Origin of the sequence: Limnohabitans sp. 2KL-17 (assembly GCF_003063415.1) — a bacterium.
In the GTDB taxonomy this organism is placed as follows: Bacteria; Pseudomonadota; Gammaproteobacteria; order Burkholderiales; family Burkholderiaceae_C; genus Limnohabitans_A.
Map to the genome: position 1 here is coordinate 13,122 of NZ_NESK01000029.1, position 13,723 is coordinate 26,844.

Below are 13,723 nucleotides of genomic sequence, written 5' to 3' on the forward strand. Positions count from 1 at the left end.
CCCGCCCGGCAGTTGCAGGCCTCAGGGCGGCAGCGTAGCGGGCCCATCGGCCATCACCCGGGGCGTCAGGAAAATCAACAACTCGCTTTTGCGCCGTGTGTGGTCGCGGTTTTTGAACAACCAGCCCAAACCGGGCACATCCCCCAGTCCTGGAACTTTGGCGTCGTCCTGGCGATTGGTTTCTTCGTAAATGCCACCCAGCACCACCGTGCCACCGTCTTCCACCCGCACCTGGGTCTTCACATGTTTGGTGTTGATGGCGTAGCCAGCGGGTGTGATTTGCCCCACGCTGTCACGGTTCACATCCACATCCAGCACCACCGAGCCATCGGGGGTGATTTGGGGTGTGACCTCCAGCTTCAGGTTGGCTTTTCTGAAGGAAATCACCGTCACGCCATTGCCTGAAGCGGTTAGGTAGGGCAGCTCGGTGCCCTGCTCGATCAAGGCCTTGGTCTGGTCGGCGGTCACCACGCGGGGACGCGACACCACCTTGCCCAACCCCGCAGCTTCCAAGGCCGAAATTTCCAGGTTGATGAATCGGTCTGCGGCCGCATTGAACAGCGACACGGCAAAAGTGGCGGGGGTATTGAGCGTTTGCCCCGCAGAGCCTGCAGGCAGGTTGACCTGATTGCCCGTCACCACACCTGCTGCCGCGGGCTGGTTGCTTGACCCTACAGCCAGGGTGCCAGACTTCCCCTGCGACCTCAAAGGAACCGCCAGACCCGCCCCGAGTTTGACACCCAGCGACTGGCCAAACTGGTCATCGGCCTCGACGATGCGCGCCTCGATCAGGATCTGCCGGACCGGCACATCCAGTTGTACCAACATTTTTTCAAGATTCAGCAAACGCTCGGGCAGGTCTGAAATGAACAGCTGGTTGGTTCTGGGCTCAGCCAGCACACTGCCGCGCGCACTCAACCAACGCCCACCTGCACTGCCCGCTGCACCGCCCTGCAAACGCAGAGCCACTTCGGTGGCGCGGGCATATTGCAATCGCAAAGACAACATGTGCATCGGACTCACCGCATCCAGAGCGGCTTGTGCATCGAGTTTCTTTTTTTCGCGAAGCGCCCATTCACCCTGAGGTGCCACCCACAACACGCCCCCCTCCTGGCGCGAAACAAGGCCCCTGGATTGCAAAACAATGTGCAAGGCTTGCTGCCACGGCACCTCGTTGAGCTTGACGCTCACAAGTCCACTGACACTGTCGGACGGTACCAAGTTCCAACCCGAAAAATCAGCAAACACCTGCAGCAAGGCTTTGATGTCGATGTTCTGAAAACTCAGGCTGATGGGCTTGTCGTCGTGTGCGGGCAAGGGCTTGGTTGTTGCCTGCACCTCAATCGGCATGGACAGAATCGGTGGAGTGGCCATGGTTTGCGCCTGCGCCGACAAGACCGCGCAAAAGTACACCGCCCAAAAGCGCCAGTGAATGCAACATGTTTTGAAGTTCGTCATCACTTTTTTCCTTCCCCTGTTTTGCTGTCACCCGTTTTCGAATCCCATAGGAGTCCAACCAAGGGCTCTTGTGCCCGGCGCAAACTCAGCCCCTCATCGGTGATGGCAACGACCCGGTGCCCCTCCAGCGTGACGCGTTGACCCTTGGACACCTTGGTCCAATGGGGTCCAGCAGACAAGATCGCCTGCCGTTCTGTCCCTTGACGCCAAAGCCCCACCAGGCGCACACGGTCCAGCGGCCAATGATGTGGGTCTTCCGGCAAAGCCTCCAATGCGAAAGCGCCCGCTGTACTTGGCCCTGTACCCGGCGCATTGGACGGTTTGGCGTCAATGTTTGCCGACACGCGCACTGCATCGCCCGCCGCAGGCACAGCGACTGCCTGCTCCATCGCAAACAAGGCGCCACGCCGATGCAGCGCGGGAAGGTTTTCCATCGGCGCAGGTGCCAACCATCCAGCCTGCGCAGGCTCCTCGGGCACGCCAAGCTCAACCGGTCGCATCCAGACGCGCAGCACGGCATCGATCTGAACCTCGGCAGGCTTGGCCGTCGCCACCACGCTGATGCGGTCGATCGCGCACAGCGGGCCGGTCAAGGCGCACGCAGCCCACATGCGCGTCCAATCGTCAAACCGACCGCGCAATTGAATGGTCATGGCGTGGCTGGACAATCCGCCATGGCGGGCATCGGCCCCTGTAGGTGGCAACGGCCGCAAAGACAGCAGTTGCAAACCATGCTGAGTCAAGGCTTGTTGCACATCACCCCAAATGGCTTCTTGCCGAATCGCACTTGGCAGGCTGGCCAGCATTTTTTGTTCGACAAACGACAGCGGCTTGCCAGGTTTGGCCGTCAACACGACGGGCAACGTCGCCATTTGCTGGCGCAAGTCTTCAACCGCTTGCTGCGCCTTGGCATGCCCCTCATTCACCTCGGCGTGAGACAGCCACACGCCCCACAGGCCCAGGACCAAACCAGACAGTGCAAAACCCCAACGGCGTAGCCAGCGTTCGGTCAGCCTTTGCAGGTGTGGCCATCGCAGTGTCCCCATGGGCAAACGCAAGGCAAGTCCCATGGGGCTGGTGTCCTGGGTCATGGCTTGAGTGCAGGTGTGAGTGAGCGTGGGGTCTTCAAGGCGCCGTTTGCTGCAGGCCAGTGGGCTTGCCAGACAAAACTCACCGATTCACCAGGCCCGACCGTGATGCTCGTCAGGCCAAGCGTTTGGTCCAGTTGATCAGACAGGTTTTGCCTGGTTTCGGTCATCGCATCGAAACGGGCCATCGTGCCTTGCATCTCGATTTTTTCGGCCTCTGCTTGCAGGCGTTGCAACCGAAGGCCATGCCCCTCTTTGTGCAATGCCTCATGCAAGGAAACCCAAGCCTGCTGGTGCTGGGCAATTTGCTCAAGCTGGCCAAGTTGCTCTGCTTGCAAGCGCGATCGGGTTTGGAGCTGGACAGATTCTTGGGTCTGCTGCGTGCGCACAGCCAATGCCTCTTTTAAATGGCTTTGCTCTTGCAGCAGCCGTGCGGTCTGAACCGCTTGCCATTGCTGCGATCCCCAAGCCAGGGCGCTGCCCAGTAGCAGCCCGGCCAGACCACTCCACCAGCGGTGGAAAACTCTGTTTTGCCGGGCCAGTCCCGGGTAATGCAGCAGATTGAGGGCGCGCATCACAGCCAAGCCTTCAGGGCCAGGCCAGAGGCCACCAAACGGGAGCCCGTCGGCGTGGCCAGGACTTGGCGAGCGGCCTCTTGGATGACCCCATCTGGCTCCATGGGCATGTATGTCTGCGCTGAATGGTTCCCGTTGCTCAGCCGGAATAGCCAGTCTTGCGGCGGCTGGGTCAATAAACTGGCCACCCCGCCCTGTAAAGCCCGCACGGCGCGTTCAGCCGCCTGGGTTTCAGACTCGACAGTCGCCAGTCGCCACCCCGCAGCGCGTGTGCAACTCTTGAAACGGATCAGGTGGGCTTGTGCACAGCCCATCCAACGCACACGCTGCACGAGGGCCCCTGTATATGGCTCGGGTTCAAAATCAAAATTCACCGCATCGGGCGCCAGCTGCAAGGCCTGAGACGCCTCCAGTTGGACCTCGTACAGCCATTCGGTGGGGGACAGATCCGCTGGGAAATCGATGTGGCCTTCCTGCAATTGGTCAGCGGGCAAGGCCATGTTCAGGCGATGACGAAACCCGCCACGCGTGCGGCCCTTTTGGCGCAAGTGCTGGCTCAACCAACGCATGTCAGCAACATCCATTCCGACCGGGGGCTGCAAGGACAGCGAGGTGTGAACCTTCGCCAAGTCTTGCTTTGGCCGCGTTAACCCGACCAAAGCCCAGGCAGCGCCTTCAGGTGCCAAGCCCCATGCCTGGCGAACAGAACCAAGGGCCAAACGCCGCCACCATTGCGCCAATGCCTGCATGCTGAGACTCCCTGGAAACGGCCTGAATGGTCTTTGCAAAAGGGTTTTGTAACATGAATAAGCATTCTTGACAATTTTTTTGCAAACCAAATAGTTGTTTTTGATTTCCGAAATATCCCTGCACCAGGCCCAGGATTTTTATAATGGCCTGCAGCCTGCGAATTGTTGGCTGCCCCAACAGCCCACTTATGCCATCAAAAGACACCGCCGCCTCAGAAAAGCAACGCCTTGAAGGGCATTACCCTTCCCCCACCCTCCTGTCGTGGGTTGTAAAGCTGGCCGTGTGGGCTGCGGGCCTCGTGGCCGCCGGGCTGTTTTCCATCCTCATGGTGGTGGGTGTGGCCATGGTGATCGCCTACCCGAACCTGCCCGATATTTCCGACTTGGAAGACTACAAGCCCAAACTGCCCCTGCGTGTTTTCACGGAAGATGGCCAACTGATGGGCGAATTCGGCGAAGAGCGCCGCAACCTGACGCCCATCAAGGAAATACCGCAAGTGATGAAAGACGCGGTTTTGTCGATCGAAGACAACCGCTTTTACCAACACGGCGGTGTGGACTATCTGGGCATCTTGCGCGCGGGCATTGCCAATTTGGGGCGTATGAAAAGCCAGGGCGCATCGACCATCACCATGCAGGTGGCACGCAACGTGTACCTGTCGTCCGAGAAAACCTACACCCGCAAAATTTATGAAATTTTGCTGACATACAAACTCGAGCACATGCTGACCAAGGACCAGATCCTTGAGATCTACATGAACCAGATTTTCTTGGGCAATCGGGCTTACGGTTTTGCCTCGGCCGCTGAAACCTACTACGGCAAACCGCTCAAGGACATCAGCATTGCCGAAGCCGCCATGCTGGCGGGGCTGCCCAAAGCACCCTCAGCCTACAACCCGATCAGCAACCCCAAACGTGCGCGCTCGCGCCAGCTCTACATCATCGAGCGGATGGAGGACAACAAGTACATCACCGCAGCTCAGGCCAAAGCTGCCAAGACAGAGCCACTCAAGTTGCGCTCAGCGGCTGATAAAAAAATACTGCATGCCGAATACGTGGCTGAAACCGTCCGGCAAATGGTCTTTGCCCAATACGGCCAAGAAACCTACACACGGGGATTGAACGTCTACACCACCGTTCAATCGACCGAGCAAATGGCTGCCTACAAGGCCTTGCGACAGGGCATCATGGATTTTGAGCGCCGCCAGATTTATCGGGGACCGGAAAAATTCATCGACCTGCCTGCCGATGCCAAAAAAATGGAAGAGACCATCGATGACGCATTGGAAGACCACCCTGACAACGGCGACGTGCTGTCAGCGGTGGTGCTCGAAGCCTCCCCTCGCAAAGTCGTGGTGATTCGCCAGAACAGTGAACAAATCACCATCACCGGCGATGGACTCAAACCGGCGCAATCGGGCCTGTCGGACAAAACACCACCGGCCAAACAGGTTCGCAAAGGCGCTCTGATCCGCATCACGCAAACGGGCAAAGGCGCATGGGAAATCACCCAACTGCCGGAAGTGGAAGGCGCCTTGATCGCACTCACCCCACAAACTGGCGCCATCCGGGCCTTGGTCGGAGGCTTTGACTTTGCCAAAAACAAGTTCAATCATGTCACGCAGGCCTGGCGCCAACCAGGCTCCAGCTTCAAGCCCTTCATTTATTCGGCAGCACTCGAAAAAGGCTTTACCCCAGCCACCATGGTCAACGATGCACCCTTGTTTTTTGACAGCGGCATCACTGGAGGGCAGCCCTGGGAGCCCAAAAACTACGATGGAAAATTTGACGGCCTCATGAGTTTGCGCACTGGCTTGGCCAAGTCCAAAAACATGGTCTCGATACGGGTGTTGCAGGCAGTGGGCGCGCGACCGGCTCAAGAGTGGGTCACCCGCTTTGGTTTTGACGAAGACAAGCACCCGGCCTATTTGACGATGGCGCTGGGTGCGGGCTCTGTGACGCCCATGCAAATGGCGACGGGCTACTCGGTGTTTGCCAACGGAGGACACCGGGTCCAGCCGCACTTGATCACACGCATCTCCGACTACAAGGACCGCGTGCTGGTGGACAGCCCTGCGGTGACACAACAGGGCGAAACCCCGGCCATTCCAGCGCGCAATGCGTTTGTCATGACCAGTTTATTGCAAGAAGTCACGCGCTCAGGGACAGCAGCGCGTGCGCAAGCCACCCTCAGGCGCCCAGATATTTATGGCAAAACCGGCACCACCAACGATGCCATGGATGCCTGGTTCGCAGGCTACCAGCCCAACTTGGCTGCGGTGGTCTGGATCGGTTATGACACCCCGCGCAAGCTGGGCGATCGTGAAACGGGCGGGGGCCTGAGCTTGCCTGTCTGGATCAGTTTCATGGAGACCGCTTTGCGCAGCTTGCCCGTTTCAGAGCCCCAAGTGCCAGAGGGCCTGGTGAACATCGGGGGCGACTGGGTGTATGAAGAGTACGCCAAGGGCGGCTCGGTCACCAGCCTGGGCGCAGGTGGCGATGGCTCGGGCAAAACCCAGAACGCCGTGCCCCCGACAGAAGAACGCAACCGGATTCTGGATTTATTCAGAAACTGAGGGGTCGGTGGCGACAAGCCGCCCTCATAAAAACAGAGCCCTGCTGAAAAGTATCAGGGCTTGAACAACAAGTCTTGACCCGCCTGCTGCGAAGCGTAGCGCGACAGGCTTTCCCAAAATTCGCCCTGCCCCTTGCTGTCCATCCAGTGCACGCCGTCAAACCTGTAATGGAAGCCTCCACAGCGGGCAGCCAACCACACCTCTTGCAGGGGCTTTTGCAGGTTGATCACGATCTGGCTACGGTTTGGAAAGGTCAGTGTGACCATGCCGCCCGTGCGCTGGTTGTCGATATCGGCGTCGGTGTCGTCGTTCAGACGATCGCTGCTGATCTCTACGCCCGCGAGCAGGCGTTCAGCTTGGTCCAAAAATTCAAGGTCGGTCATTACAATCGCAGCATGTTGAAGATCATGAAGATTCTAGTCACCGCACATGCCCTTGTTGGGGGTGCGGCAATGTTGGGGGCTTGCGGCCAAAAAGGTCCCTTGTTTTTACCCAACACACCGGAGTCTGAGGGTCGTGCCACCTTGCCTCAGACTTTGAAGCCCTGGCCCGCCCAACCCGCGACTGGCACGCCCGCTGAGACGCCACGTTCTTCGACCGAAACCACTGCGCCGGTTGCGTCACCACCCGGTGCACCTGCCAAAGCCCCCCTGATCGCACCTGCGGCCCCCAAGGCCACCCCACCATGAACGCACCTGCCACACACCAAGGCCTGCCCGGCCAGCCCCACATCGCCTACGCGGGTGACCAGCTCATGGTCGAGGGCGTTCGCCTGTCTGATTTGGCCCACAAATACGGCACACCCCTGTTTGTCTATTCCAAGGCGGCCATGCTGTCGGCGCTGGGCGCCTACCAGCGCGGCTTTGCCGGGCGCAAGGCCCAAATCTGCTACGCCATGAAGGCCAACTCTGGCCTGGCGGTGTTGCAGGTTTTTGCCGAAGCGGGCTGCGGATTTGACATTGTCTCGGGCGGTGAACTGGCCCGCGTTCTGGCCGCTGGCGGTGACCCGGCCAAAGTCATTTTTTCAGGTGTGGGTAAAACCCGTACCGAGATGAAACAGGCCCTGCAAGTGGGCATCGGCTGCTTCAACGTGGAAAGCGAAGCCGAACTCGACGTGCTGAGCGACGTGGCCTCCGGTCTGGGCATGACAGCGCCGGTCAGCCTGCGTGTCAACCCGAATGTGGACCCGAAAACCCACCCTTACATTTCAACGGGTCTCAAGGGCAATAAATTCGGTATCGCGCACGAAGACACTTTGCGCGCCTACCGCCATGCCACCAGCTTGCCAGGCCTGAAAGTGGTGGGCATCGACTGCCACATCGGCTCACAAATCACCGATGCCACGCCCTATCTGGACGCCATGGACCGCGTGCTGGACCTGGTGGCCGAGATCGAGGCAGCGGGCATTCCCATCCACCACATCGACTTTGGCGGTGGCCTGGGCATCAACTACAACGGCGATACCCCGCCTGAAGCCGATGCCCTTTGGGCGCAGCTGCTGGCCAAGCTGGATGCGCGCGGCTACGGCCAGCGCCAGCTCATGATCGAGCCAGGCCGCTCACTGGTGGGCAACGCCGGGGTGTGCCTGACCGAAGTGCTGTACCTGAAACCTGGTGAACAAAAAAACTTTTGCATCATCGATGCGGCGATGAACGACTTGCCGCGTCCTGCGATGTACCAGGCTTTTCACCACATCGTGCCGGTGACGCCCCGACCGGGCGAAGGCAGCCTGTACGACGTAGTGGGCCCAGTGTGTGAAAGTGGCGACTGGATCGGCCGTGACCGGCAACTGCTGGTTCGGCCAGGCGACACGCTGGCCGTGCTGTCGGCTGGGGCGTATTGCATGAGCATGGCGAGCAACTACAACACCCGGGGCAGGGCCGCTGAAATTCTGGTGGACGGCACAAAAGCCCATTTGATCCGCCAGCGCGAATCGGCTTTTGACACCTTTGCGCTGGAGCAACTGGTCGGCTGATTCGGCTGCGGATGAAAGCCCGCCATGTCGTGTGCCAGACCCTCGCGCTTGTGCCCTTGACACGAAGGATCAAGCGTGATCAAGCACATCACCGACTGCGCCCACGCCGTGCAAGACGCCACCCCAGCAAGCTGATGAGGATGGCCGCGTAAACAAACACCTCGGCAAAATTTTGTTTGCCCGCACGCATCCACCAAAAATGCAGGATGGCCAGCACAGCCACCGCATAAACCGCACGGTGCAAGGCCTGCCAGCGACGGGCCCCCAGTTGACGGATGGCACGGTTAAATGAGGTGGTGGCCAGCGCCAGCAAGATCAAAAAGGCGCTGAAGCCCAACAGAATGAAAGGGCGTTTAGCGATGTCCTGAACCATGTCGACCCAATCAAAACCCATGTCGAACCACGCGTAGCACAGCAGGTGTAAAAAGGCATAGGCAAAAGTCAACAAACCCAGCATGCGCCTGAACCGAACCAGTTCAGGCCAAGCCAGCAGTTGGCGCAAGGGCGTGACCGCCAACACCACACACAGACTGCGCAGCGTCCAGTCACCGGTGGTACGGATCAGGGCTTCGGCGGGGTTGGCACCCAGCTGGTCTTGCCAGATTTGCCCCCCCAACCAGGCCAGGGGCAGCAAGCCGAGCACCAGCAGTGCCCACCAGGCTGCAGGGTGACGCAAGGCCTGCCTCATGCAGACAATCCCAGCATCAGAAAAACTTTTTCAGGTCCATTCCGGCATACAACTGGCCCACTTGCGCCTCGTAACCGTTGAACATCAACGTTTTGCGTTTTTTGGCCAGCAGCCCGTCCTCGCCGATGCGCCGTTCGGTGGCCTGGCTCCAGCGGGGATGGTCCACCAGAGGGTTAACGTTGGAATAAAAGCCGTACTCTTGCGGTGCGGCCTTTTCCCAGGACGACACGGGTTGCTTGTCGGTGAAGCGGATCTTGACCAAACTCTTGCCACTCTTGAAACCGTATTTCCAAGGCACCACCAGCCGCAGCGGCGCGCCGTTTTGCTTGGGCATGACTTCGCCATACATGCCAAAGGCCAGCAGGGTCAGCGGGTGCATGGCTTCGTCCATGCGCAGACCTTCCACATAGGGCCAGTCGATTGCCCCACCCCGAAGGCCCGGCATGGTCTTGGGGTCAGCCTGGGTGATGAACTCGACGAATTTAGCCCCGGGCAAAGGTTCCACCCGCTGGATCAGCTGGGCCATTGAATAGCCGATCCACGGAATCACCATCGACCAGCCCTCCACGCAGCGCATGCGGTAGATGCGTTCTTCCATCGCGCTCATCTTCATGAGGTCTTCCAGGCCGTAGCGCCCGGGTTTTTTCACAAGCCCTTCAATCTCCACCGTCCAGGGCTGCGTGATGAGCGTGTGTGCCCGCTTTGAGGGGTCGGACTTGTCGGTGCCGAATTCGTAAAAATTGTTGTAGGTGGTGGCGTCCTTGTAGGACGTGGGCTTGTCCATGGTCATGGCACCCGGCACAGCTGAAGCACCCGAAGCCAATGCGGCCAATTGGCCAGGCCGTGCTGATTGCGCATGCGCCTCGCGCAGGCCCCATGTCGTCAGGGCCACACCCGCAGAACCTGCTGCCAGGCTGCGAATGAGGTCTCTGCGGGTTTGGTAAACGGGCTCTGGCGTGATGTCGCTGTAAGCCGGTTCTTGGGGGCTGGAACGGTTGATAAAACTGCGCATGTATGTCCTTTATGACCAGAACTGAAGAATGTGTTCACACGGTCTGCCTCGCCTTGCAACATGAACAGCTGCCCGTTGCAGCGACCCCATCACAGCGTGCCGTAGCTGTGCAAACCGCTCAAAAACATGTTGACACCCAGGAAAGCGAAGGTCGTGACAGCCAGGCCCATCAAGGCCCACCACGCCGCCACCGTACCGCGCAGACCTTTCATCAAGCGCATGTGCAACCAAGCCGCGTAATTGAGCCAAACGATCAGGGCCCAGGTTTCTTTCGGGTCCCAGCTCCAATAGCCGCCCCAGGCCTCGGCAGCCCACAAGGCACCCAGCACCGTGGCGATGGTAAAGAAAGCAAAGCCGACCGCGATGGATTTGTACATCACATCGTCCAGCACCTCAAACGAGGGCAATCGCTCTGCAATGCGGCGACGACCGAACAAAATACCCGCCACGATCAGGGCCGAAATGCCGAAATAGACCATCCAGTAACCACTGCCGCCTTCGGTGGGTGACTTGCGGAACACCACAGGCTCAAAACACAAGACTATGCCCAGCAACCACAAAGGTGCCAGCTTGTACCAACGGGTTTCACCCGCAGTTTGCTTGATCAGGTAAGCAAACGCCACCATCGCAGCCAGTGCAAAGGTGCCGTAACCAATGAAGTTGGCAGGCACATGCAGCTTCATCCACCAGCTTTTGAGGGCAGGCACCAGGGGCTGAATGGCATGCGCCTCTCGCACCAACGTGTACCACAGCAAAAAGCCCACCGCTGCACTGACCACCAACATCACAAAAGCGCCCAGGGCACGGGTGCGGTAATGGTCTTCGTAGTACAGGTAAAAGCCTGCCGTCATCCAGCAAAACATGATGAACACTTCGTACAAGTTGCTGACCGGGATGTGCCCGATGTCAGGCCCCAGTTGATGGCTTTCGTACCAACGCACCAAGGTGCCAATCAGGGCCAGCCCAACGGCCACCCAGGCCATGCGCGAGCCCAGTGACTCCAGGGCGTCACCTTGGCCGCGCACAAACATGCCCGCCCAGTAAAAAACGGTGCTGATGAAAAACACCATGCTCATCCACAAGATGGCAGACTGGCTGGACAAGAAATATTTGAGGAAAAACACCTGCTCAGACCGCGCCAGGTCGCCCTGGTACAAAAAGATGGCGAACAATGACAGGCCGGTGACCACCAGCATCAAGGTGCGCAATGGACGCCAAAACCAGGCCAGCCAGGTCACGGCCGGCACTGTGCCCACCAAAATGGCTTGCTCGTAAACATCCATCGCGTGCTGGTAACGGGTAAATGCAAACACCATGCCCACCAGTGCCAGCAATGCAAAGCCCCAATCGAGCGGACTGCGGCGAGAGAAATAGCCGGGATTCAAAGTCAAAGTAGTCATGCTTGGTTTTTCTCGGGACGGCCCAGCAAACGGGCTGTCAATTGGTCAAATTCACGGTCAACGTCCAGCGTTTTGCGGTTGGACGACAGCGCCAGGGTGACATTGGCCCCCTCAGCTTGGGGTGACAACCAGACCCACAAACGGCGTTCGCGCACGTAGAGCATCGCAAAAATCCCCAGAATCAGAAAAAAGCAGCCCAAATAAACCACGTTTTTTCCCGGGGCTCTGGCCACCTGAAAAACACTGGCCTGCACTTGCTTGAAGTCTTTCAGCAAAAACGTCATGGGTGCGGGGTAAAAAGGCGCATCTGACAGCGCCAGCACCGCTTGCGACATGAAACCCTGCACATTGTCTTTGGGCAGCGGCTTGGCTTTGACTTGTTCGCGCGCCAGCCCATCGAGCTCCAGCAGGGTGCCATTCAGGATGCGCACAAACATCTCACCTGCGCGCGCACGCTCAGCCTCTGGCACATTGGCCTCCAGAAAATCAGCTAGCGCCTGCAAGCCCGCCACCTTTTTGCCCTGCACGGATTCCAGACCAGCAAACAAGCCCAGTGCCCGGGCGGCCGAGCCCGCCAACTGCTGCGTCAACTCGGGGCGCAGCGGGTCAACCGCCTTGCGGGCATAGCGTTGCACCGCACGCTCGCGCAAGACGGCATCTGCCAATGCCAAGCGCAAGCGCATGAAACCGTCCAGCTCGCCGTTTTCATCAGCTGGTGGGCGCAGGTATCGGTAGGGCTCGCTGGGGTTTTCGCGCATGCCCAACAAGAACACAGGGACGCCATCGCCCGCGTCCACCGGCAGCATGTAGTTGTTGTATTCACGGGCCTGGCCTGCGGCATCGCGCAATTTATAGCTCACGCTCGGGCCCACGTTGCGCAGCTCTTTCGTCTCAGTGGTTTTGTTGCCCGCACCCATGCGCTGGTCTATAGCGCTGCGCAAGTCGACTTTGCGAACATCCACGCCCTGCCCACCCGTGCCATTGCCTGACATGTTCTCCACATTGATCACACGAAGGCCTGTGAACTCAAGGCTCATTTTTTCAGGTCCGTTGCTCAACTCGGTGCTGCCGCCGATGGTGCCGTCCACCTCAAAAGGCCGGGTGTCCGCGGCCATCGGGATCGCGCGCAGCTTGACGCTGGAGCCGCCATCGTCAAAGCTGGACTGGTAAATCTCAACGCCCTTGTAGCTGGCCGGGTGGTTCACCTCCACACGGGCTTCTTTTTTCTCGCCCGTGGCCTTGTCGTGGATCACGATTTCACTGGCAAACAGTTTGGGCATCCCTGTCGAGTAATACTCGACGATAAATTTTTTGAGCTCAATCGCAAAGGGCAACTCCTGCAGCAAAATGCCATTGGACTGGCTCAGGATTGCGGTGCTCGCTGCCGTGTCTTCGGCCACCATCAGGTTGCCGCGAAAAGCCGGGTTGCGCTCGGACAAGCGGTGCTGCTCCGGCACGTCAGCAATCATGCCCCCACCGCTGTAAATGGCCTTGCCGCCAAACCACATCTGGGCGCGCACCACCAAATCACCGTCCAGCAAACCGCCCACGCAGACCAGCACGATCGCCGAGTGGGCCGCGATGTACCCCAGCTTGTTGGCCGCACCGGCTTTGGCCGCCAGCATCCAGCCCATGCCCTGAGGCGTTTGACGTGACTGCAAACGCACCTTCCAGCCACCTGTAGCCAGCAGCTGGCCCAGCCGTTTCGCGGCCTCTTCAGGCGATTCGTTCAGCTGGCCTTCTGCCTTGTGGTGAAAAGCCTTGAGGCTTTGCTCTCGGATGTTTTCCTTGTAGGTCTTGAGATCGGCCAGGATCTTGGGGGTGTTGCGGGCAATGCACAAACTGGTGCTGAGCACCAGGAAGGCCAATATCAGCAAAAACCACCAAGCGCTGTACACCGCATTCAGTTTCAGGGTGACGAAGAACTCAGCCCAAAACGGTCCGAACTGGTTGATGTAATTGGTGCTGGGCTCGTTTTGCTTGAGCACGGTACCGATGACCGATGCCACGCAAATGATCGTCAGCAGGGAGATCGCAAACCGCATGGACGACAGGAGTTCCAGCACAGCTTCCCGGCGAGGCGAACCACGTTCAGATTCAGGACTGGAGGCAACAGACGTCATGGTGCAAAGGTGTCCACAGGCAAAACCATGCGGGCCTGAGGCCCGCCAAAAATGAAAAAGGCCGGAAATCCGGCCTGGC

General features: G+C 59.0%; 12 protein-coding genes. 3 read left to right on the forward strand and 9 right to left on the reverse strand.

Annotation, left to right across the window (positions count from 1 at the left end):
• Window positions 1-21: 21 nt before the first annotated feature.
• Genes B9Z45_RS13920 through B9Z45_RS13935 form a run of 4 tightly spaced genes read right to left on the reverse strand, consistent with a single transcriptional unit; the run spans window position 22 to window position 3,870 of the window.
• Window positions 22-1,458: a type IV pilus secretin PilQ gene (locus tag B9Z45_RS13920; protein WP_108407856.1), complete on the reverse strand. Its 1,437-nt coding sequence runs from the start codon at window positions 1,456-1,458 to the stop codon at window positions 22-24.
• Window positions 1,458-2,549, reverse strand: a complete 1,092-nt coding sequence (locus tag B9Z45_RS13925; protein WP_108407824.1) for a hypothetical protein — start codon at window positions 2,547-2,549, stop codon at window positions 1,458-1,460. Before B9Z45_RS13925 ends, B9Z45_RS13920 begins: the two co-directional genes overlap by 1 nt.
• Complete coding sequence (locus tag B9Z45_RS13930; protein ID WP_108407825.1) at window positions 2,546-3,121, reverse strand: hypothetical protein; 576 nt, start codon at window positions 3,119-3,121, stop codon at window positions 2,546-2,548. The genes B9Z45_RS13925 and B9Z45_RS13930 overlap by 4 nt, the downstream gene beginning before the upstream one ends.
• On the reverse strand, window positions 3,121-3,870 hold the full coding sequence (locus tag B9Z45_RS13935; protein WP_108407826.1) for a hypothetical protein: 750 nt from the start codon (window positions 3,868-3,870) through the stop codon (window positions 3,121-3,123). The genes B9Z45_RS13930 and B9Z45_RS13935 overlap by 1 nt, the downstream gene beginning before the upstream one ends.
• A 188-nt stretch (window positions 3,871-4,058) precedes the next feature.
• Between B9Z45_RS13935 and B9Z45_RS13940 the strand changes: the two genes are divergently transcribed.
• Window positions 4,059-6,446, forward strand: coding sequence for a penicillin-binding protein 1A (locus B9Z45_RS13940; protein ID WP_108407857.1), 2,388 nt, complete (start codon window positions 4,059-4,061; stop codon window positions 6,444-6,446).
• A 53-nt stretch (window positions 6,447-6,499) separates the two neighbouring features.
• On the opposite strand, the gene cyaY is transcribed toward B9Z45_RS13940, so the two are convergent.
• A complete protein-coding gene (gene cyaY / locus B9Z45_RS13945; protein ID WP_108407827.1) occupies window positions 6,500-6,829 on the reverse strand; it encodes an iron donor protein CyaY in 330 nt (109 codons plus the stop codon).
• A 24-nt stretch (window positions 6,830-6,853) separates the two neighbouring features.
• Between cyaY and B9Z45_RS13950 the strand changes: the two genes are divergently transcribed.
• A complete protein-coding gene (locus B9Z45_RS13950) occupies window positions 6,854-7,135 on the forward strand; it encodes a lipoprotein (protein WP_233252207.1) in 282 nt (93 codons plus the stop codon).
• Window positions 7,132-8,421, forward strand: coding sequence for a diaminopimelate decarboxylase (gene lysA, locus B9Z45_RS13955; RefSeq protein WP_108407829.1), 1,290 nt, complete (start codon window positions 7,132-7,134; stop codon window positions 8,419-8,421). The genes B9Z45_RS13950 and lysA overlap by 4 nt, the downstream gene beginning before the upstream one ends.
• A gap of 88 nt (window positions 8,422-8,509) precedes the next feature.
• Here the strand turns inward: lysA and B9Z45_RS13960 are convergent, their stop codons facing one another.
• From B9Z45_RS13960 to B9Z45_RS13975, 4 genes are all read right to left on the reverse strand, one after another.
• A complete protein-coding gene (locus B9Z45_RS13960; protein ID WP_108407830.1) occupies window positions 8,510-9,109 on the reverse strand; it encodes a sulfite oxidase heme-binding subunit YedZ in 600 nt (199 codons plus the stop codon).
• A 16-nt stretch (window positions 9,110-9,125) separates the two neighbouring features.
• Window positions 9,126-10,121 carry a protein-methionine-sulfoxide reductase catalytic subunit MsrP gene (gene msrP, locus B9Z45_RS13965; protein WP_108407831.1) on the reverse strand — a complete coding sequence of 332 codons (996 nt, stop codon included), beginning with the start codon at window positions 10,119-10,121 and terminating at the stop codon, window positions 9,126-9,128.
• Window positions 10,122-10,210: 89 nt separating this feature from the next.
• Entirely contained in the window at window positions 10,211-11,521 is a 1,311-nt protein-coding gene (gene ccsB / locus B9Z45_RS13970; RefSeq protein ID WP_108407832.1) for a c-type cytochrome biogenesis protein CcsB, read from the reverse strand.
• Window positions 11,518-13,644 carry a cytochrome c biogenesis protein ResB gene (locus B9Z45_RS13975; RefSeq protein ID WP_108407833.1) on the reverse strand — a complete coding sequence of 709 codons (2,127 nt, stop codon included), beginning with the start codon at window positions 13,642-13,644 and terminating at the stop codon, window positions 11,518-11,520. Before B9Z45_RS13975 ends, ccsB begins: the two co-directional genes overlap by 4 nt.
• Window positions 13,645-13,723: the final 79 nt, after the last annotated feature.